This is a genomic window from Thermoactinomyces sp. CICC 10521, from assembly GCF_016055135.1.
GTDB classification, from domain to species: Bacteria; Bacillota; Bacilli; order Thermoactinomycetales; family Thermoactinomycetaceae; genus Thermoactinomyces_A; species Thermoactinomyces_A daqus.
In genome coordinates this window covers 1-20,169 of the sequence record NZ_JAECVZ010000039.1, presented here as the reverse complement: position 1 = coordinate 20,169, position 20,169 = coordinate 1, and the positions used below count along the sequence as shown (strand labels likewise).

Sequence of the window (20,169 nt, the reverse complement as noted above, 5' to 3'; positions counted from 1 at the left end):
TCCGGACGCTGAAAGAGGAAACGGTTTGGCTTCAGGAATACTCCTCTTTCCTGGAAGCCAAAAAAGATATCGACCGCTACATCCGATTCTACAATGCAGAACGGCCACACTCTGCGTTAGGGTACCTGTCTCCAAAGGAGTTCCGTCAACGTTTTACCTCAAATGCGGCTTAAAATGTCTGGACTTTTGGGGTTCATTAAGCCTTTGATACTTCTCCGGTATGAAAATCTACTGTTTTAGAGTAGAACGCCTCCCCAATAGGTTTTAAAACCGATTGAAAAACTTCCCCTGTTTCAGGATCGATACGCCTTGAAGCTGCCAGGCTGTAAATAACCAGATCCACTTTCTGTTTGATCAATTCAATCACTTGATCTTTTACTTCATTTGAAAACGCATCTCCATGGACACTTTTGGCATAATAACCCGCTTTCGTTGCAGCCTGCTCAAAGGCTACTGTATTGTACCAACCAATAGAAGCAGTCCGTTTGCCTTTACTGGCTTTTCCGGAAAATACACCTATGGTATCTGCCCCTGCACCAAAAGTCGAAACGATACGAGATGCTAACCCAAATCCTTTAGATGTTCCAATCACTAACACCTTCTTTGGCCCATGAATGCGAGGTTTAGCTTGAATGTACTCGATTTGTTTCTTTACTTGTTGGACACATCATTCTGGATGAGCCTCGAAATCTTGGTTGTATCGTCATTTGTTTAACCTCTCTTATCATTGCATGGATGAATACTATCCAGATAAGATTTGAAAATGGATCAGTCCCCTATAGGAAAACAACACCCGGACGAATCGCCCGGGTTTTTGTTTCAATCACAAGCTATTTTCAAAAGAAAAAACGGCCCATTTTAGATCAAACGATCCTGATTAATTCATTTAAATTATAAATAATATGGTCCGGTTGCTGACCCATACGATCAAACACCACTTTTTTCCGGTTGACCCATGCTGTTTGGAACCCAAAGCTGGATGCGCCTGTAATGTCCCATGTATTCGATGAAAGGAATAAAATGTCTTCGCGTTCGCATTGTAACCGGTCAAGAGCATACGCATAAGCCGCTGGCGAAGGTTTATACTGTTTCACATCATCTACACTCATCAGTTCGCTAAAATAGGGATTGAGATGATGATATTCAACTAATGGTTGGATCATGTTCAGTGTTCCATTAGTCAAAATGGCCAGCTGATAGCGGTTTGCTAACTTTTTGAGTGCGTTCGGTACCTCTTCATAGGGAGACAGGGTTAAATAGGATCTTAGTAATTCCTTCTCCTGATTCTCCGCGAGCGCCACTCCTAATTGCTCGCACGCAAATCGAAGACTATTTTTTGTAATTTCATCGAATGGTCTGTAACGGCCGATAATATGTTGGATGAACGCATACTCCAGTTGCTTTGTTCGCCAAAGCTCGCTGATTTGTTGACCGCGAGTCGGAAACAGTTCCTCACATTTTTGTATGACAGAATGAACGTCGAACAATGTTCCATATGCATCAAAAACAATGACCTTCACGTTTTTTTTACCCATTGAAAGTACTCCTGTTCGTTAAGCTTTAACCCAATTTGGAACCATTTCCACGCCCGCTGCTTTAAGTGTGGTGTAAACCGGGCAACGCAAATCGGTTTTTTCCTGTAGTTCTTTGATTCGTTCTTCAGGTTCGCTTGTTTTTACTTTGGCATGAATCGTTACTCTTTCAAAGTATGGGCGAACATTCGGATCTCCCACTAGCCCAGCTGGGTCAAATTCACCACGGATATCAAATTCGATGCCTTGCAGATCAAAGTTCATTTCTTTGGCAACCATATTTGCAATCACATTCTCGCATCCGGCCAGTGCACTTAACAGGGTGCCAAGCGGATTCGGCCCGGTATCTTGGCCACCCATCACAGGAGGTTCGTCTATAATAATCTCATGATTTTTTGAACGTGCTTTTGTTTGCATGCCTTGAGAAACAGCAGTAATTCTTTCGATATTTTTAGGCATAGTAATTCCTCCTAGCTATCCCAACCTGTATAACAATCAATCTGTACCTACCGGTTGGTACAGAACATAGTGGCTCCAACCAATCCGTACCATCCAAGCCAAAGCCGGTAAGCCCGCCGTCGTCTTGGCGGCCTGTGATACTCTATCTACCTTTTAACCCTTTGCCCATTCCTTTAAGAAAATGAATGCTAAAACTGATGGCACGATTGATGTCCGGATCACTCAACACTTTAACAAGATCAAAGATCCCGACTTTTTTATTCTTTTGTAAATGTTCCCCTGCTTCTTCCATACCGGAAGCAACGCTTTTTAATAATTTTTGGGTAAGTTCAGGGTCTATTTCCGCTAAGGTTCCAGCTGCTCCCATAAGATTATTGATTATGTTAATTACCGGCTTTCGTGTCAATTGACTGACCGTGATTTTCGCAATTTCTTCTTTTGCTTTCAGTATGGCTTGTACTGCTTCGAGAATTCCGCTGTCATGTAATTCCCGAACAAGTTCTAAAGTCTTCTTGAGCGCAGTCTCATTTTCCGCTAGATCAGCTTTCAGCTGGTTTAGCGATTGCTGTTTTTTTTCTTCTTCCGAGAGAACGCGTTTTTTGATAACCGAAATGGGATTAGCCATGATTCCCACCTCCTTACGCTTTATCCACTAAGGATACATAATCAGGACGTTTCCATTTTCGTTCCACTTCAACCCCATTTTGTGGATGACGTTTTTTATATCTTGGGTTGGTAAGAGGGAGCGGAATAGATCCTTCGACATCTAACACTTGCATGCGTACACGGGTCTGTTTATACGCCGGTGTATGGGTACGATGATCCGTCGCAGAACCAGTGAGAAGGTTAATTGCACTTTCATAACTGACCGAGTGCATCGGAAGATATAATTCTTTTCCTTTGACCCGATCAGTTACTAGAACGCGTGCTTTAATCGCCCCAAATGGAGATTCCAAACGGACCAAGGATCCATCTTTCACTTTTCGTTCTTTTGCCAACTCAGGCGAAACCTCGACGAATACGCCCGGCATCTTTGATTGAATTCCCTTGGATTTGTTAGTCAGGTTTCCTTCATGGAAGTGTTCCAATAAACGCCCGTTGTTAATTAATAAATCGTATTCTTCAGGGACTTCATAAGGAGGAATCCAATCCGATAGAGCGAAACGGGCTTTTCCATCCGGAAAATTAAAACGTTCGGTATAGAGAAGCGGAGTATCCGCTCCGTCATCACTTCCCCAACATAAGCTATTCCATCCTTCCAAGCGGTCATATGTCGCTTGAGAATAGAGCGGAACAAGGCTAACAATTTCATCCATGATTTCTTTTGGGCTTGCATAGTTCCAATCCGCACCCAATCGTTTCGCAATCTCCTGGATAATCCACCAGTCCGGTTTCGAATCCCCAAGTGGCTCTAATGCTTGATACAAGCGTTGAATACGACGTTCGGTATTGGTGAAGGTTCCTTCTTTCTCCAGGCTTGGCGAAGCAGGTAAGACCACATCGGCAAACTGAGCCGTTTTAGTCAAGAAGATGTCTTGGACAATCAAAAAGTCTAATTGACTTAGAAGATCATGCACATGGTTGGCATTAGAATCAACCAATGCCATATCTTCTCCCACGATATACATGGCTTTTAATTTGCCTTCCTCAATCGCACGAAGCATTTCAATATTATCCCATCCCGGTTTTTCCGAAATAGGTACACCGTATGCTTTTTCGAATTTTGCACGAGCCACCTCGTCGGTCACATGCTGGTATCCTGGCAACCATCCAGGCAAGGTCCCCATATCACAAGCACCTTGCACATTATTATGGCCGCGAAGCGGGTAAGCTCCGGTACCTGGACGCCCATAGTTACCTGTTAGAAGAAGGAGGTTCGAAATGGCTGCAGATGTATCACTTCCACCCGTGTTTTGGGTCACGCCCATTCCCCAAAGAATGCAAGTTCCATCCGCTTCATGAATCATGGTGGCAATTTGAATTAATTTTTCTTTTGAAACACCTGTTACCTCTTCGGCATATTCCAATGTGTATTTTTCAAGGACTTTCTTGAACTCTTCGAAGTAGTGGACCCGTTGTTTAATAAATTGTTCATCATGCCAGCCTTGATCAATGATGTATTTGGCTACCGCATAGAGCCATACCTGATCTGTCCCTTGTTTCGGACTGATAAACAGATCGGAACGTTCTGCCAGTTCATGTTTGCGTAGGTCAGCAACGATCAATTTTTGACCATGCAACTTATGCGCACGTTTGATGCGTGTAGCCAAAACAGGATGACCTTCGGTAGGGTTTGCCCCAACGATAATCACAAGACCAGCTGAAGCGATATCCTTAATGGTTCCTGAATCCCCACCCATTCCAACTGTACGAAGTAAACCGTCAGTGGCAGGGGATTGACAGTAACGGGAACAGTTATCCACGTTATTGGTTTGGAACACCTGCCGAGCCAATTTTTGCATTAAATAGTTTTCCTCATTGGTAATCTTAGAGGAGGAAATGAATCCAATCGCATTTCCACTATAGGTTTCTTTAATAGAACCTAATTTACTTGCAATCAACTTTAATGCTTCTTCCCAAGTTGATTCCACAAATGCATCGCCTTTGCGAATTAAAGGTTTTGTTAAGCGTTCTTCGCTATTGGCGAAATCCCATCCGAATTTTCCTTTGACACAAGTCGAAATTCCATTTACCGGCCCATCGGAGGTGGGTTGAATTTTTAAGATTTTACGCCCTTTGGTCCATACTTCAAAAGAGCAACCTACGCCGCAGAACGTACAAACGGTTTTCGTTTTCTTGATTCGTGTCTCGCGCATCGCGGCTTCCATTTCCGAAATCGCAAAAATACTGCTATACCCGGGTTCGACTTTTTTAACCAAGTCAATCATGGGATTTAACAGATCTTTGTCGATTCCGGTCATAAATCCGGCTTCGCCCAGCATGGATTTTTCCATTAACGCATTACATGGACAAACCGTCACACATTGTCCGCAACTTACGCAGGAAGAATCGTTGATTGCCACTCCATCATCCCAAATAACACGTGGACGATCTGCCTCCCAATCAATGGACAGGGTCTCGTTGACCTGAAGGTTTTGACACACTTCCACACATTGACCACACGCAATACATTGATTGGGATCGTAACGGTAAAATGGGTGTGACATATCCACTTCATCTGGACCGGCCTTAGGTTTATACGGATATTTTTGGTGTTCGATTCCCATCAACATCGCTGTATTGTGCAACTTGCAATTTCCATTGTTATTATCGCACACGGTGCAGTAGAGAAGGTGATTTTCCAAAAGTCTGTCCATCGCTTCAGTTTGTGCTGCCTTGGCGCGTTCGGAAGATAATTGAATATTCATTCCGGGAGCTACTTTGGTTGAACAGGATCTTACCAACTTCCCATCCACTTCCACGATACAGGTATCGCACGTTTGAATGGGGTCTACTTCAGGTACATAACATACTTGCGGATGCGGGATACCGTTTTGATTGATCACCTCAAGAATGGTTGAACCCGCTTTGACTTCGTATTTTTTTCCGTCTATGGTAATCGGAATGAAGTTATTACTCATGGTTGATACTCCTTTTTTAAAATAAAAAACTCCACCACGAACAGACGCATGCCCTATTCGGCATCCATATGTTCATGGTGGAGTAGTAAATAAGCATATTTATACTTATTTACCAATCCGCCAGCCTCAATATTAGAGACATTAACGGCAAGCAGAACTCAATACTTGCGCGTTACTGCCTTGAAATATTTACAGAATGATTATAACTCTGTATCGAAAATCATTTCAATATTGCGGAATGGTGAACTACATCGCCATTGAAATGGCGAGCTTCTCGCTTCATCGAGGCGACTCACGCCGTTCTCTCCACAAAGGCACGTCCCATGCCTGTTTCTGTTTAGTTTTACGTGTTTTCGCACTTCATGATTGGATTATACAAAAAATTGTTGCTCTAAGAGCATCCCCGCAAGGGGTATACCGAGCAACGCTCGCTTTTATCTACCCCATTGAAATGGGGAGGAATCTCGCTCACTCGCTCACAATCCTAAATTCCCAGTTTTAATTCTTTAGTATAATGATTTTGTGCAATAAAATAAAGATCCAAATTCAGTTTAGGAGAATGATGGAGATGAAGAAAGAAGGAGCGTTCAATGAAATCATTCGAAAAGTACGGAAGGATTTATTTGGAAAAGGTCCCGAACGAATCCAAACCACGTTTGTTAATAATATGGCCATTACGATCCTACACGGGAATTTAACACCAACAGAAAAATTTATTGCACGTACGACCGAGGGCAAAGAAATGGTTCATACGGCTCGAACTAAAATGATTCAAGAAGTATATACCACCAATTTCCATAAAGAATTGGAGAAATTGATTGGTTCGAAGCTTATTTATCTCTTTTCAGATATTAAAGTGGAAGAAGACATAGCGGTTTCCGTTTTTATTTTTGAAAATAAAATTCATAGTTGAGAGTTTGGGAAATCCAGACGTGGGAACTACCATCGCGACTAAAATGGGATATGGCGGTTTTGCAGAAACGGAAATCACGAAAGGAATCTGCGGCTAAAAAAACAATGGAAAAGGCCAGATGAATAGCAAATGGAACTAAAAAAACGGCAATAGCGGGGAACCTCGGGGTAGGAATGGCCAGTTTTTCACCAAAAACAAGCCAAGCCCCTTTTCCGGAAATTTTCGGGAAAGGGGCTTGGTTCATTCGGTTCATCTCTCAGGCTCTTCGATTCTCCTCAATGCCCGTTCATATTCCTTCGGCGTATTCACGTTCATCGCAAACTGGAGTGAAAGTCCTTGCCTTGCAAAAAAAGTTTCGTCTACGTATCGGCAACGGATCGCTTCCAAGAAGCCATTTACCTGGCGCACTCCTTTTTTAAGCAGTTCGCGAATGATTTCCGCGCTGGTCTTGTCATATACGGCATGAAGTGGTTGCCGTTTCCCTTCCACAACGGGAACAACTGCCTCAACTGATTGGCTTGTCCGGCACTCCACCAAACGCTGTGCGACTCGCCCGCAAATGAAAGGCATATCACATCCGACCACCCAAACATCGGGATAAGAGGCCTTTGAAAAAGCCGATGCCATACCACCGAGCGGTCCCATACCCGGCCAGTCATCCGAGATAATCCGAATTCCCTCTTTTGCATAAGGAACAAATCGCCCAGGCTGATTTGTCACCACCCAAATCTCCTCACAAACCTGTTTCATTTCCCGCAATTGTCGCTTTAAGAGAGGCTCCCCGCCAAACGGCAACAACGCTTTCACCTGTCCATTCATCCGTCGGTTTTGCCCGCCTGCCAAAATGACCCCTGTCAACAAAACTGCTTCACCCCCTAACTGCTTTCCCCGTTTTCCCCCGGCCAATCCTGCAACAAAATATCAAGCATATGACAATCTTACAATGGACTATTTTTTCCACCCCTAGAAGCATTGTGAAAAAGTTTTAGAAACAAACAACCAAAGACGAATTTTACAAATATTGATAGAACCTATTTCAATTACAGGATGGTATAAAGGTTATTCATCGGGGCATAGTGTTCTCTTTGCTTCAGGCTCCTTTGTAGCAAAGGTCGCTACAGAGAAGCACCACGTCCCTTTAGCTGAGTTTTGAAATAACTTTAGCCAAATATTGTATAGGGATGGAAAGATTTTTGAAAGTAAGTGGCCTTTTGCCGCCAGCGATGTACATGGCCATCGAATCGGCCAAGATCCGCACTCCCTTTTGTGGGTCGTTTGTTCCGCGGCACAACGGTCTTTACAATGAGCTCTTAACCACTTCTTTGTCAACCATTAAAACAACATCGCCACTAATAAATTGATTTTATTTTCATTTATGGGTTAATGTATAAATGGTGTCTTTTAAAAGATTTATTCCAGTCCCATTTTATAAAAAGGCCCCGGGGCTGTCATGCCCCACAAAATAAAAAAACCGCTACGTCCAAGAGGTGATTAAACATAAAACGGCAAGGCCAAGGCCGTTTTATGGATCAGCTCTTTTTGTTTTTCGAGTATGAAAGAACCATTTTCTTTTTTGGAGGGAAATCATGCTAACACACTTCAATGAACAACAGCGCGCCAAAATGGTCGATGTCTCTGAAAAAGAACCGACCCGACGCATCGCGGTCGCCAAAAGCAGAGTCGTCATGAAACCGGATACTCTAAAAGCGATCGAACAAGGAAAAATGGCCAAAGGTGATGTTTTGGCCGTTGCACAAGTGGCGGGGATCATGGCTGCCAAAAAAACCGCCCAGTTGATCCCGATGTGCCATCCCATTTTCACCACAGGGGTAGACCTGCACTTTTCCACCGTCAGTAATGATACAATCGAAATTACAGCGACGGTCAAAACGGTCGGCGTCACCGGAGTCGAAATGGAAGCTTTGACAGCGGCGAGTTTCGCAGCATTGACCATCTACGACATGTGTAAAGCCATCGACCCTAACATGATCATCGGGCCAACATATTTGGCAGAAAAAAGCGGAGGCAAAAGCGGCCATTTTCGTTTTGACGGACAGAAGGAGGACAAAGGATGCATGTGAAAGTGGGAATTGTCACAGTCAGTGATCGTTCTGCCAAAGGTGAACAAGAAGATACCAGTGGGGAGTTGCTCAAAAGATTGTGCCCAAAATGGGATATCGTCGCATATCGAATCATCCCCGACGAACAGGACCAAATTGAAGAAACGCTCAAAACGCTGGCCGACAAAACAGGGTGCCACCTGATCCTCACCACGGGCGGAACCGGTTTTGCCCCGCGTGATGTCACCCCCGAAGCCACGAAATCCGTTATTGACAAAGAAGCTCCCGGGCTATGTGAAGCGATGCGCGCGGCCACGCTCAAGTTTACGAAATATGCTATCTTGTCCCGCGCGGTTGCCGGCATCCGCAATCAAACATTGATTATCAATCTTCCCGGGAGTCCCAAAGGAGTGGAACAATGTTTTGCGGTGATTGAAGATATTTTGCCCCACGCTTTGGCGCTAATTTCCGAAGATCCACAGCACTGAAACGAAACGGGAGGGAAATCCATGAGTTTTCAACGAGAAATCATCAAAGTGGCAGAGGCTCGAAAGCGGATCATGCCACACATTCGCGTCAAAAACACCGAAAGGGTCCCACTGTTTAAAAGTCACGGGCGCCATTTGGCCGAAGAAATTCGCGCGAATACCCATCTACCCCCTTTCCGTCGCTCTGGTATGGACGGTTATGCCGTTCAAACCTCCTCAACCAAAGGAGCCAGTAAAGAAAAACCTGTTTGGCTTGAAGTGCTGGAATCCATCCCTTGTGGTCATGTTCCCAAACATGAGACGCGTCCGGGTACGGCCTCCCGTATTATGACTGGCGCCGCCGTTCCAGACGGTGCAGATGCTGTTGTCATGTTGGAAATGACACAAACCATTGACAAAGAGGGAAAAACCTATGTCGGTGTGCAAAGAGAAGTCAGTCCCGGCAGCAACATTGCCTCTATCGGAGAAGAAGTAACCCAAGGCACTCTGCTGTTGGAAAAAGGAAGAAAAATCGGCGCAGGTGAAATGGCACTCCTCGCCACATTTGGTCACGCGGAGGTAGAGGTCTTCAAGCAGCCCACTGTAGCCATATTCGCCACAGGGTCTGAATTGCTCGATGTGTCGGCCCCGTTAGAGCCGGGTAAAATCCGTAACAGCAACGGTTTCATGCTGTACAGCCAAGTGATGGATGCCGGCGCGCTCCCCCATCTTAAGGGAATTTTGCCGGATGATGCGGAAAAGGCGCGTACTGCCATTTTACAGGCGATGGAAGTGTATGATCTGGTCATTACGACTGGTGGCGTATCCGTAGGCGATTATGACATTCTGGTCGATTTCTTTTCACGTTGGGACGGACAAATGCTTTTTAACAAATTGGCGATGCGTCCCGGGAGCCCCACCACCGTTGGTGTTTTCAAAAACAAATTCCTGTTTGCCCTGTCCGGAAACCCCGGGGCTTGCTTTGTCGGATTTGAATTGTTCGTCCGTCCGGTTTTGTTAGGAATGATGGGCAAAACCCCTCCCGATCTGTCTGTCTTTACCGCTATCATGGCAGAAAACTTTCACAAACCTTCACCCTTTGAACGATTTGTCCGCGGTATCTATTCAATCAAAGAAGGCAAAGTGTTCGTCCGGCCCGCCGGAATGGAGAAGTCCAGCATCACTTTAACGATCCGGGATGCCAACTGCCTCATCATCGTGCCTTCCGGAGGCCGTGGGGTACAAAAAGGGGATTTGGTTCGGGCGATCATGTTGAAAAAATGGGAGTGATGATGTGCGCCCAAAAGTTTTGCAAATCGTCGGCTACAAAAATTCAGGTAAAACCGCACTCGTTTGCCGTTTAATCTCAGAACTCTCCCGGTTCGACCTTCGCGTCGGAACCATCAAACATGACGGCGCGCATGATTTCACGCTCGATCACCCCGGAACGGACACATGGAAACACAGCCAAGCGGGCGCGCATACCATTGCCATTACCTCCCGGCAAAAAACCGCTTGGATTCGCCGACAACCCACTACGCTCGAGATGCTGATCGCCGCCATGTCAGACATGGATATCGTTTTGGTGGAAGGGTTTAAACGGGAGCCATACCCTAAAGTCGTTTTACTCAAAAACGAAGCAGAGCTCGAGTTGATTCACCAGGTTTCAAACATCGTGGCGATTCTTTCCCGGTTTTCACCCCCGTCACTTCCCTATCCAGTTTGGACGACGCAACAGGTCGAAGGTTTGCTGGAATTTTTGCTTAAAACGATGGGAGTTGATCACAATGAAAAACTTTGCGGTGACTCATGAAAAAATTGAGCTCACCCCTTTAATCGATTGGGTCAAAGACCGAAATTGCGGAGCCATCAGCACGTTCATGGGAACGGTGCGCGAACTGACCGGAGAAAGAAGGACGCTCTATCTGGAGTACGAAGCGTATCATGAGATGGCCGAAAAACTTTTGCGACAACTCGGCAATGAAGTAACCGAAAAATTTGCCTGCACCAAGGTCGCGATTGTTCACCGGGTGGGACGGTTGGAAATCGGTGATGTTGCGGTCGCCATCGCCGTTTCCGCCCCGCACCGTGACGCCGCCTTCAAAGGTTGCCGTTATGCCATTGAAAAAATTAAAGCGACGGTTCCCATCTGGAAAAAAGAAGTTGGTGAAGACGGTTCATATTGGGTGGACCATCCAACCGCGCAAAAAGGAGGATCGGCATGAGCGGAAAACTCTGTATCCTCTGTTTTGCCAACATTGGCGAAAAGTTGGGGAGATGGGTGGAAGTTCCCACAGACGAGAGTTTGTCTGTCTCTGAACTGCGCCAGCTGTTGGTGGAACGTTATCCGGAATATAGCTACTTGATTCGAACCTGCATGATTGCGGTCAACCGCGAGTATGCAGGCGAAAATACACAGGTGCAGGCGGAAGATGAGGTGGCGCTGATCCCGTTTGTCAGCGGTGGCTAAACAACCCAAGCGAAAGGGGATTTTTTCAATGAAACCCATTTTGGATTCCCTAGGACGTCCCTTGCGGGATTTACGTATCTCCGTGACGGACCGTTGCAACTTCCGTTGCCGGTACTGCATGCCGGAAGAACTGTTCGGTCCCTATCATGCCTTTTTACCGGCTTCCCAGTTGCTCCGCTATGAGGAAATCGAGCGGCTGGTTCGTATTTTTGCCAGGTTGGGCGTGAACAAAGTCCGTATCACCGGGGGCGAACCTCTGCTAAGACGGGAGCTCTCGAAACTTATTCGCATGATCTCCTCCATCGACGCCATTGAAGACATTGCGCTGACCACTAATGGCATTTATTTGAAACGATATGCCTATGACCTGAAACAAGCCGGACTCAAGCGGGTCAACGTTAGTCTTGATACCCTTGATGACCGAACCTTTTCCTTGCTCAATTCGCGCAAATATAAAGTCAGTCAGGTCCTGGAAGGAATCGAAGCGGCGGCAAAAGCGGGACTCCAAGTGAAAATCAATATGGTCGTGATCAAAGGGATCAACGATCACGAGATCGTAAAAGTTGCCCGCCATTTCCGCGAACAAGGACATATAGTTCGCTTTATCGAATATATGGATGTCGGAAACAGCAATGACTGGGACCCGAAACAAGTCGTTTCCAAACAAGAGATTCTAAACCGCATTCAGGCCGAAATGCCGGTGGCCGAAGAAAAACTCCACACCTTGGGTGAAGTGGCCACCCGTTTTCACTATCAAGGATCCCAGGCGGAGTTCGGTATCATTCCTTCCATCACGGAACCGTTTTGTTCCACCTGTACCCGCTTGCGCCTGTCGTCGGACGGCTTTCTTTACACGTGCCTGTTCGCCACTGCCGGGCATAATCTTCGCGACTACCTTCGTTCAGCTGCTTCGGATGAAAAAATCGAAGCCTTCATCCGGAAAATCTGGCAAGAGCGCCAAGACCGTTACTCAGAGAAACGCTCACACCAACCTGCCGACAAACGCGCCAAAAAAATTGAAATGTCCTATATCGGCGGTTAAAAAAAAGCCGGACACACGGAACTGGTATTAACCCTGCAAGTAGACTATGTAAATAAAGCCCGAGTATTTATGCGGCGATCGCTTCCCGGTATTCGACCGGGGAACGATCGCCAAGTCGCTTTTGGGAGCATTCATGGTTATAGAACGTAATGTACTGATCAATAGCTTGATACAACTCATCAAGGGTTTCCGGACATTGAAGGAGTAACATTTCCGACTTAAGATGGGAAAAGAACGATTCGATACAAGCATTATCTAGGCAGTTCCCTTTACGCGAATGGCTCCCAACCATTCCTAGTTGCTCGAGTTTCTTGCTATACTGCCGGGAAGTGTACTGGAAACCTTGATCTGAATGAATCAGGGTTTTCACCACTTCTCTGTTTTCACATGCTTTCTCCAATGTTTTCATGACCAATGACAGATCATTCCGTTTCGAGACGTGATAAGCGATGATTTCATTATTGTATAAATCCTGAATCGCAGATAGATATACGAAGCCACCGTTGATCGGCAGATAAGTAACATCCGTCACCCATTTCTTGTTCAGCGCTGCTGCGCTGAACTTTCGATTCAAACGGTTTGGAAATACAACAGACTGCTGCTTTCCAAAGAAACGCCTCTTTTTACGGATCACAGAACGGATTCCCAGCTCCTTCATTAGTCGATAAACGCGTTTGTGATTGACAAGGAAACCTTCCTTTCGAAGAGCAACTGTCATCCGTAAATAGCCGTAGTAGGGGTGAAGACGATGAATGGCCATGATATGATCTTTTAAGATGTGTTCCTGTTGAGCGTGGTGGCTGGCCCGCTCACGAGCCTTTCGCCACTTGTAGTAACCAGCTCGCGAGACCTCGGCGATCTCTAATAGACACGTCAATCTATATTTGCCGCGTAATGATTCAAGGATTTCGAAACGAGCCTTTTTTGTAACTACTCCTTTCCGTGAAGATTGGGATACTGCTTTTTTAGGTACTCCACCTCTGCTTTCAGATAGGCCAATTCTTCCTCAATGCTTGCAAATTTGGTTTTTGGTCGACCGTTTCTCCGTGCTTTCTTGCACAAACTAATCTGACGTTTATCCCCCAGAGATTCTCCGTTCTTATACTTTTTAACCCATTGCTTGATTTGTGTGCTTGAGGGAACTCCCATCTGATCTGCGACAGATTGGTAACTAAGTTCTTCCTCCAGATAAAGTCGAACTGCCTTCAATTTGAATTCAAGTGTATAATTACGAAATTTTTGACCCTTAATAGCCATAAAAAATCCCCTCCGGTCGTCTGTGTGTCCATTTTACCAGATGGGCTTTTTTCACACAGTCAACCTTTAGGGGATAATACCAAACTCTTCTCCGATTGCCTCCGGCTTTTTGAATTTAGAACTTGGTTCAAAATGTCTTAACATACATACCCATACTCGTTTTCCCTGCTCTCTGATCCCAGGCGCTTCCGCTGACCCTGCGGCGGCAAAGGCCACTTGTTTTCAAAAACCTTTCCATCCTTCAAAACTCAGCTGAGGGGCGTGGTAATACTTCTGTTTTTCCACATATCTTGAATCCTTACATAGCTAAGTCTCTTGTAACTCGACCTTTGTTTCCTTATTTTACATAATATGCTATAATAATTTTTTACAGAACGAAAATGAACTCATCTCAACCAATGTCATCGTTTTCACGAAAGCGAGGGATCAATCGTGCTCATCTCCACCCGCCAACGGGTCATCAAATGCCAAGATTCCGTCGTTCACCATACGGAAGATGAGGTTGCCGTCGAGTACCCGCTTACTATCATGCTCAATGGGGAAGAATTTGCCACCATCGTTTGTAGTCCCTCCGACTTGGAGGAGCTGGTTCTTGGCTTTCTCGCCGCGGAAGGCGCAATCCGTTCCGCCGCGGAAGTAAAGTCTCTCGAGGTTGATCAAAAAAGAGGCTTTGCTTATGTGGAAACGGCAAATCCCCAAACGCTATCAAAAGAATATTATTCCAAACGATGGCTCGGTTCCTGTTGCGGCAAAAGCAGGCAATCCTTCTATTTTTATAATGACGCCAAAACAGCCAAAACCGTGACAAGCCAGGCAAAGATATCCATTTCCGAATGCTATCGCCTGATGGAAATGTTGCAGGAAAAATCATCCTCTTTCCGCCAGACCGGCGGTGTCCATAATGCCGCCCTGTGCGAACAGGGGAAAATTATCGCTCTTCGCACGGATATCGGCCGTCATAATACATTGGACAAGCTATATGGATTTTGGTTGCGCCATCCTTTTCCATTATCTGATAAACTGATTGCCTTCAGCGGACGCATCTCTTCTGAAGTCTTGCTCAAAGTCGCCAAAATGGGGGTCGGCATCCTCCTTTCCAAATCAGCTCCCACCGATCTGGCTCTTAACCTGGCGGACGAATTGGGAATCACGACGGTCGGCTTCATACGCCGTCAGCAAGGCAACATTTATACCCACCCAGAACGAATTTTGCCGACTTGATATGAGGCATGAATAGACCATACGATAATGATCAAAAAGCGGAAAAAAACCCTTTGGATGCACGTAAGCTGCGCATTCGAGAGTTCGGAGGTACAATGAAGCCCCAACTCTTCCCGTCGAAGGCGCACCTGCGGAAGCTCCATTATGAGTTCACCTCCATCAAGCGCTCATATACGTCGAGAGAGCGTACCTCCACCTCCGGAATCTACCATGCGCGGAGGCGAGGGACTGAAAGTCCTTGTGCATAAGTAAGACCAGCGTATTGGTTTGGGCAATGAACGACAGTTTGGATCGGGAAACCTTCTCGTGGCAAGCCGTTCGCTCTTTCCCAATCCAAATCTCGACTTTTCCATCCCGCCTCCCAAATGGTCGTCTCCCGACTGCTGTAGTCGATGCAAGGTGCTCCTTTTACCGCATTTTCCACGTCAGAACTTTCTTTTGTTAAACCTGAACCGACCAAGGTCGTATTACCCGTCGTTTTTTCATTGATGCCGCAAGGGAGTCGTGAACAAAATGGGCCCATCTACTTGCTTCACAATGTATTTTAAGAAGGCTAGGATTGCACTTTTTTCTTAGCTTGACGGGCATGTGGTATTACCCCTATAGGGGTTTTTACGCAAATCTCAGGTTGAACGAACATAGAAACATTTTCTTTAATTTTTATATTTCTTCACCCAAAAAAAGTCTGTTGACCCTTCCTAGTTTGTCAACAGACTCAGACATGTGGCGACATTTTAATCCGTTTCCAACCCTTGCTTAAAATCATTCATGCATTGATCACAAAGACCGAGGAGAATTTCATCATTTTCTTCTTCACCCGGGAACTGTTCTTCTGCACCACACACTTCACAAATTTTCATGCTCACCCTCCACTTGAAACCCAGTATTAATTACAGCTTGTTTGAAATCATGCAATGAGGCCGATTTCTCGTTAAAAGAGAGAACGGCTTCCCCTCTTGAAAGGTCAATATCGACTTGGCGAACCCCCCACACATCCTGAAGACCTGCCAACACTTTTTCAAGATCTTCTTTGTTTTTCATTCCCTTGATCTTTATTGTTTCTTTTTTCATCGACAACCTCCTTTTGGTGAGTTTGGCCTGAATCATTTCTCAATGATTCGCCCACCCCCTGCAACAAAGCCATCATCGAAGCGATTGAAATCCGAACGTCTGGATCACGAATGTACTTGGCCAAATCCCATAAACTCGGTATTTTCCCATTCAAGTTTTTCTGTTTAGCTGATTCCAGGCCGCGGAAAAGTCCATTCAATAACCTTTGCAACTGTTCCGGTTGGATTTTACCAAGCAACTCCATCAGTGTGATGGCGTTTTTCAGGATATGGTGCATCTTGGGTTGATTAAGCTGTTCAACTACAATCAAACCCACTTCATGCCGTTGCTCAAGCAAGGCTTTAACCGCCGCTAAAATCCCCATCTCCTGCAGGTAACGGGCAATTTCCAACATGTCAATGATGGCTTCCCTGCTGTCAGCTAATGACTCAATGATCTTCATCAAAGCCTGAGACTGTAATTCCTCTGGTGTCGGTTCCACTGGTTTAATTTCACGAATTGGTTTTGCCATGGGACTGCCCCCCTTTGAACAGTTCGGCGATCGGCACAAAATCAGGTCGGTTCCACTTCTCCTCTACCCTTACGCCAATTTGGGGTTGTCTGTTCCCAAATCGATGGTTCACCTTGGGAAGGGGAGATTGTCCTTCTGCCTCAATAACCTCCAATTTTACTCCCATTTCCTTATAATTGGGTGTATGTGTATATTTGTCGAAATAACTACTCGTTAAACGGTTGACTGCTTTGTTTTCATCTCTCGTGTTCATGGTTAAATAGATCTCGTTCTTCGCTACATTATTTGTCACCAGCGCCCGGACTTCCACTTCCCCATAAGGCGACGTTAATCGGACGAGTGATCCATCCTTTATCCCTCGTTCTTTGGCTAACTCCGGGGAAATTTCAACCCATGGGTTTGGTACTTTGTGCGTGATTCCTTTTGAACGGTAGGTCATGTTTCCTTCATGAAAATGTTCAAGCAACCGTCCATTGTTTAAATGAACATTATATTCGGTTCCAGGTTCAAATGGTGAAGTCCAATCAACGGGATACAGCCGGGCCTTTCCGTCCGGAAATCCAAAGCGCTCCGTAAACAAAAGCGGCGTATCCGTTCCGTCTGGCCGTACGGGCCAAAGTTGACTGTTCCAACCTTCTAAGCGTTCGTAAGAAACACCCGCAAATATGGGAGCCAGACTTGCGGCTTCCTCCATAATTTCACTTGGGTGTTGATAGTTCCAACCGGCACCGAGTTTATTGGCGACCATCTGGATAATTTCCCAATCCGGTCTGGACTCGCCCAAAGGATCCAAAACACGGTACAGCCGTTGTATTCTCCGTTCAGTATTGGTGAAGGTCCCCTCTTTCTCTAAACTGGGGGATGCAGGTAAAACGACATCCGCATATTGGGCGGTTCGAGAAAAAAAGATATCCTGCACCACAAAAAATTCAAGCTTCTCAAAAGATGCCTCCACATGATTGGAGTTGGAATCAACAAGCGCCATATCTTCTCCAAACAAGTACATCGCCTTAATTTTTCCTTTATTTATCCCCTCTACCATCTGATGGTTATTGAAACCCGGTTTTTTGGGCAAAGTCACTCCCCATGCCTTTTCATAACGGGCTCTGACCTCATCATGTTCTACAGGTTCGTAACCGGGGAACCAAGCCGGCATTGTACCAAAGTCACAAGCTCCTTGCACATTATTATGGCCGCGCAGGGGATAAGCGCCCGTTCCCGGTCTACCGTAATTCCCCGTTACAAGGAGAAGGTTCGAAATCGCGGTACTCGTATCCGTTCCGCCCAGATGCTGAGTTACTCCCATCGCCCAACATATGCACATAGATTTGGCCTCATGGATCATTGTAGCCAGTTGGACAATTTCTTTTTGTGTGATTCCGGTTTTTTCTTCGGCGTAAGATAATGTGAATTTCTCGAGTGATTTTACGTATTTTTCAAATCCATTGACTCGTTGTTGGATGAAGGACTTATCATACCAATCCTGATCGATCATATATTTGGTAATCGCCGATAACAGGATCAAATCCGTACCGGGGTTGGGATGCAGATACAAATCGGCTCGTTCGGCTAATTCATGTTTTCTCAAATCAATAACAGCCAACTTTTTCCCATGAAGCTTATGGGCCCGTTTAATGCGCGTCGCCAAAACAGGATGGGATTCTGCAGCATTAGCCCCCACAATCAAGACCAAATCAGCTTTTTGTAGATCTTCAATCGTTCCGGTATCGCCCCCAATACCTACCGTCCTCATTAACCCCATCGTAGCCGGTGATTGACAATAACGGGAACAATTGTCCACATTATTTGTTCCAAAGACAGCCCGAGCCAGTTTTTGGAACAGGTAATTTTCTTCATTTGTGCACTTGGATGAGGCAATAAAACCGATCGAGTCTGCACCATATTTATCTTTAATTCCTTGCAATCTCGTCGCGACTAAGTTCAACGCCTCTTCCCACGTAGCTTCGACAAACGCATCTCCTTTACGAATCAAGGGCTTTGTCAGTCTATCTTCGCTATTGACGAAATCCCATCCGAATTTTCCTTTGACGCAGGTGGAAATGTTGTTTACGGGTGCATCCGCTTGAGGTTCAACTTTCAGAATTTGGCGGCCTTTTGTCCAAATCTCAAAGCTGCATCCCACCCCACAATAGGTACAAACCGTTTTAGTTTTCTTGATGCGCGATTTGCGCATGGACGCTTCGATCTCCGAAATAGCAAAGATTTCTTTATATCCCGGCTCCACTTCTTTTGTAATATCAATCATCGGTTCGAGTATATCCTTAGGAATTCCAGTAAGATAACCAGCTTCGCCCAGCATCGACTTTTCCATCAAAGCGTTGCAGGGACAAACAGTTACGCAATGGCCACACGACACGCACGAGGATTGGTCAATAGGTACATCATTATCCCAGATAACGCGAGGCACATCCCGATTCCAGTCAATGGTAAGTGTTTCATTTACTTGAAGATCCTGACAAGCTTCCACACAACGACCACATAAAATACATTGATCCGGTTCATAACGGTAAAAAGGATGGGAATTGTCAGGGGGGTAGGGCTTTGTTTCAAACTTATATTTCTGGTGCTCGATCTCCAATAATTCCGCTGTGTTATGTACGACACAATTACCGTTATTGTTGTCGCAAACGGTGCAATAAAGTTCGTGATTTTTCAAGATGCGACTCATTGCTTCATACTGTGCTTCCTTTACCCACTTAGAACAGGTATCCACTCTCATCCCTTCGGTCACGGGCGTCGTACAAGCCCGTACCAATTGCCCATTTACCTCTACATGACATGTATCGCACGTTTGAATAGAACCTAACGCCGGATGGTAACAAATACTTGGGATCGTATACTGTTGAGCGGTAGCCGCATCTAAAATAGTTTGGCCAGGCTCCGCTTGAAATTCCCGATCATTTATATAAAAGGTTACTGATTTTTTACCGTTTTGTTCGTTCATTAATTATAACCTCTTCTTTCCTTAAAAATTACTTATGTAAAACGTATAAATAATGATTTTTGGTATTAATTTCCCCTAGATCATTAAGAAGTATACTCTCAGTCCTTTACCCACGTTTCCCGAGAGACAATTGGCACATGATGATTTGTAAATACCAGCCATTTCTCTCTAGGGTTGCGGATTTGTTTCTTACACCCGCCGATCTTGATTTGATATATTGATTTAAGATAAAGTCCCCACAATAAATGGAGTTTTGAATCAAGCGTAGCTCATTTGCTACTTCTTTCTTACCCTTGGTTTAATGCTGGTGATCCGCTCCCACCCGTCCTTTGTGTACCAGTTGAAGATCTGCCGACGACCTAGGCTTCATCTTCATTGATTTGCAACCCGTCTACCTGGTCAAACGTTGCACTGAGGGCATTAATCCAGGCAGCCCTTTTCTCCACACAAAAAACCCCTGCCTTCTTTGTAAATGCGGCAGGGTCACATGCAGACTATATCTTTAATTCGCCCAATCTTACCAACTCCACTACGGCTTGGGACCGTCCTTTCACATTCAACTTTTGCATGACGTTACTGATGCGTACCTTTTGCAAACTTTGGGACAGCTTTTTGTCGAC

23 protein-coding genes and 2 pseudogenes are annotated in these 20,169 nt (G+C 45.4%); 10 read left to right on the top strand and 15 right to left on the bottom strand.

Features of this window, described 5'->3' with window-relative positions; all coding sequences use genetic code 11:
• The first annotated feature begins 8 nt into the window (after positions 1–8).
• Positions 9–173, top strand: coding sequence for an integrase core domain-containing protein (locus I8U17_RS18915; RefSeq protein WP_370589280.1), 165 nt, complete (start codon positions 9–11; stop codon positions 171–173).
• A gap of 23 nt (positions 174–196) precedes the next feature.
• On the opposite strand, the gene I8U17_RS16660 is transcribed toward I8U17_RS18915, so the two are convergent.
• The 6 genes and pseudogenes from I8U17_RS16660 to fdhF (I8U17_RS16640) all read right to left on the bottom strand — a co-directional run bounded on the left by I8U17_RS16660 (position 197) and on the right by fdhF (I8U17_RS16640) (position 5,572).
• Positions 197–520, bottom strand: coding sequence for a hypothetical protein (locus I8U17_RS16660; RefSeq protein ID WP_370589279.1), 324 nt, complete (start codon positions 518–520; stop codon positions 197–199).
• A pseudogene (locus tag I8U17_RS18910) lies at positions 506–655 on the bottom strand (bifunctional NADH-specific enoyl-ACP reductase/trans-2-enoyl-CoA reductase); the annotation flags it as partial. The gene I8U17_RS16660 and the pseudogene I8U17_RS18910, both read right to left, overlap by 15 nt.
• A 208-nt stretch (positions 656–863) precedes the next feature.
• On the bottom strand, positions 864–1,535 hold the full coding sequence (locus I8U17_RS16655) for a haloacid dehalogenase type II (RefSeq protein ID WP_198059859.1): 672 nt from the start codon (positions 1,533–1,535) through the stop codon (positions 864–866).
• An 18-nt stretch (positions 1,536–1,553) separates the two neighbouring features.
• Complete coding sequence (locus I8U17_RS16650; RefSeq protein ID WP_198056519.1) at positions 1,554–1,991, bottom strand: OsmC family protein; 438 nt, start codon at positions 1,989–1,991, stop codon at positions 1,554–1,556.
• A gap of 142 nt (positions 1,992–2,133) precedes the next feature.
• Positions 2,134–2,616 carry a helical membrane plugin domain-containing protein gene (locus tag I8U17_RS16645; protein WP_198056518.1) on the bottom strand — a complete coding sequence of 161 codons (483 nt, stop codon included), beginning with the start codon at positions 2,614–2,616 and terminating at the stop codon, positions 2,134–2,136.
• A 13-nt stretch (positions 2,617–2,629) separates the two neighbouring features.
• Entirely contained in the window at positions 2,630–5,572 is a 2,943-nt protein-coding gene (fdhF, locus tag I8U17_RS16640; protein WP_198059858.1) for a formate dehydrogenase subunit alpha, read from the bottom strand.
• 568 nt (positions 5,573–6,140) lie between these two features.
• Here fdhF (I8U17_RS16640) and I8U17_RS16635 point away from each other — a divergent pair.
• Positions 6,141–6,485 carry a Na-translocating system protein MpsC family protein gene (locus I8U17_RS16635; RefSeq protein WP_198056516.1) on the top strand — a complete coding sequence of 115 codons (345 nt, stop codon included), beginning with the start codon at positions 6,141–6,143 and terminating at the stop codon, positions 6,483–6,485.
• Here I8U17_RS16635 and I8U17_RS16630 read toward each other — a convergent pair.
• On the bottom strand, positions 6,457–6,738 hold the full coding sequence (locus tag I8U17_RS16630) for a hypothetical protein (protein WP_198056515.1): 282 nt from the start codon (positions 6,736–6,738) through the stop codon (positions 6,457–6,459). The genes I8U17_RS16635 and I8U17_RS16630 overlap by 29 nt on opposite strands.
• The gene (gene mobA, locus I8U17_RS16625) at positions 6,735–7,346 is read right to left on the bottom strand and encodes a molybdenum cofactor guanylyltransferase (RefSeq protein ID WP_198059857.1); all 612 of its coding nucleotides are present in this window, start codon (positions 7,344–7,346) and stop codon (positions 6,735–6,737) included. The genes I8U17_RS16630 and mobA overlap by 4 nt, the downstream gene beginning before the upstream one ends.
• Before the next feature lie 725 nt (positions 7,347–8,071).
• Here mobA and moaC point away from each other — a divergent pair.
• Genes moaC through moaA form a run of 7 tightly spaced genes read left to right on the top strand, consistent with a single transcriptional unit; the run spans position 8,072 to position 12,524 of the window.
• Positions 8,072–8,566: a cyclic pyranopterin monophosphate synthase MoaC gene (gene moaC / locus I8U17_RS16620; protein ID WP_198056513.1), complete on the top strand. Its 495-nt coding sequence runs from the start codon at positions 8,072–8,074 to the stop codon at positions 8,564–8,566.
• The gene (gene mog / locus I8U17_RS16615; RefSeq protein ID WP_198059856.1) at positions 8,557–9,033 is read left to right on the top strand and encodes a molybdopterin adenylyltransferase; all 477 of its coding nucleotides are present in this window, start codon (positions 8,557–8,559) and stop codon (positions 9,031–9,033) included. The genes moaC and mog overlap by 10 nt, the downstream gene beginning before the upstream one ends.
• Positions 9,034–9,054: 21 nt before the next feature.
• On the top strand, positions 9,055–10,302 hold the full coding sequence (locus I8U17_RS16610; protein ID WP_198059855.1) for a molybdopterin molybdotransferase MoeA: 1,248 nt from the start codon (positions 9,055–9,057) through the stop codon (positions 10,300–10,302).
• Positions 10,303–10,306: 4 nt separating this feature from the next.
• Positions 10,307–10,825, top strand: coding sequence for a molybdopterin-guanine dinucleotide biosynthesis protein B (gene mobB, locus I8U17_RS16605; RefSeq protein WP_198056510.1), 519 nt, complete (start codon positions 10,307–10,309; stop codon positions 10,823–10,825).
• Entirely contained in the window at positions 10,800–11,237 is a 438-nt protein-coding gene (locus tag I8U17_RS16600; RefSeq protein ID WP_198056509.1) for a molybdenum cofactor biosynthesis protein MoaE, read from the top strand. Before mobB ends, I8U17_RS16600 begins: the two co-directional genes overlap by 26 nt.
• Positions 11,234–11,482, top strand: coding sequence for a MoaD/ThiS family protein (locus tag I8U17_RS16595; RefSeq protein WP_198056508.1), 249 nt, complete (start codon positions 11,234–11,236; stop codon positions 11,480–11,482). Before I8U17_RS16600 ends, I8U17_RS16595 begins: the two co-directional genes overlap by 4 nt.
• 28 nt (positions 11,483–11,510) lie before the next feature.
• On the top strand, positions 11,511–12,524 hold the full coding sequence (moaA, locus tag I8U17_RS16590) for a GTP 3',8-cyclase MoaA (protein ID WP_198056507.1): 1,014 nt from the start codon (positions 11,511–11,513) through the stop codon (positions 12,522–12,524).
• Between the two features lie 67 nt (positions 12,525–12,591).
• On the opposite strand, the gene I8U17_RS16585 is transcribed toward moaA, so the two are convergent.
• Positions 12,592–13,781 (bottom strand): IS3 family transposase gene (locus I8U17_RS16585; RefSeq protein WP_198059854.1). Its coding sequence is split into 2 segments (ribosomal slippage): positions 12,592–13,481 and positions 13,481–13,781, totalling 1,191 coding nucleotides; the frame shifts between segments, so codons are not numbered across the junction.
• Positions 13,782–14,213: 432 nt separating this feature from the next.
• Between I8U17_RS16585 and fdhD the strand changes: the two genes are divergently transcribed.
• On the top strand, positions 14,214–15,002 hold the full coding sequence (fdhD, locus tag I8U17_RS16580) for a formate dehydrogenase accessory sulfurtransferase FdhD (protein ID WP_198056506.1): 789 nt from the start codon (positions 14,214–14,216) through the stop codon (positions 15,000–15,002).
• 734 nt (positions 15,003–15,736) lie between these two features.
• Here fdhD and I8U17_RS18640 read toward each other — a convergent pair.
• The 6 genes and pseudogenes from I8U17_RS18640 to I8U17_RS16555 all read right to left on the bottom strand — a co-directional run.
• Positions 15,737–15,862: a hypothetical protein gene (locus tag I8U17_RS18640; RefSeq protein WP_255517870.1), complete on the bottom strand. Its 126-nt coding sequence runs from the start codon at positions 15,860–15,862 to the stop codon at positions 15,737–15,739.
• On the bottom strand, positions 15,849–16,073 hold the full coding sequence (locus I8U17_RS16575; RefSeq protein ID WP_198056505.1) for a heavy-metal-associated domain-containing protein: 225 nt from the start codon (positions 16,071–16,073) through the stop codon (positions 15,849–15,851). Before I8U17_RS16575 ends, I8U17_RS18640 begins: the two co-directional genes overlap by 14 nt.
• Entirely contained in the window at positions 16,021–16,584 is a 564-nt protein-coding gene (locus I8U17_RS16570) for a helical membrane plugin domain-containing protein (RefSeq protein ID WP_198056504.1), read from the bottom strand. The genes I8U17_RS16575 and I8U17_RS16570 overlap by 53 nt, the downstream gene beginning before the upstream one ends.
• Positions 16,565–19,549, bottom strand: coding sequence for a formate dehydrogenase subunit alpha (gene fdhF / locus I8U17_RS16565; protein ID WP_198059853.1), 2,985 nt, complete (start codon positions 19,547–19,549; stop codon positions 16,565–16,567). The genes I8U17_RS16570 and fdhF (I8U17_RS16565) overlap by 20 nt, the downstream gene beginning before the upstream one ends.
• Before the next feature lie 98 nt (positions 19,550–19,647).
• Positions 19,648–19,791, bottom strand: a complete 144-nt coding sequence (locus tag I8U17_RS16560) for a recombinase family protein (protein ID WP_232331165.1) — start codon at positions 19,789–19,791, stop codon at positions 19,648–19,650.
• 252 nt (positions 19,792–20,043) lie between these two features.
• Positions 20,044–20,169: pseudogene (locus I8U17_RS16555) on the bottom strand (helix-turn-helix domain-containing protein); the annotation flags it as partial.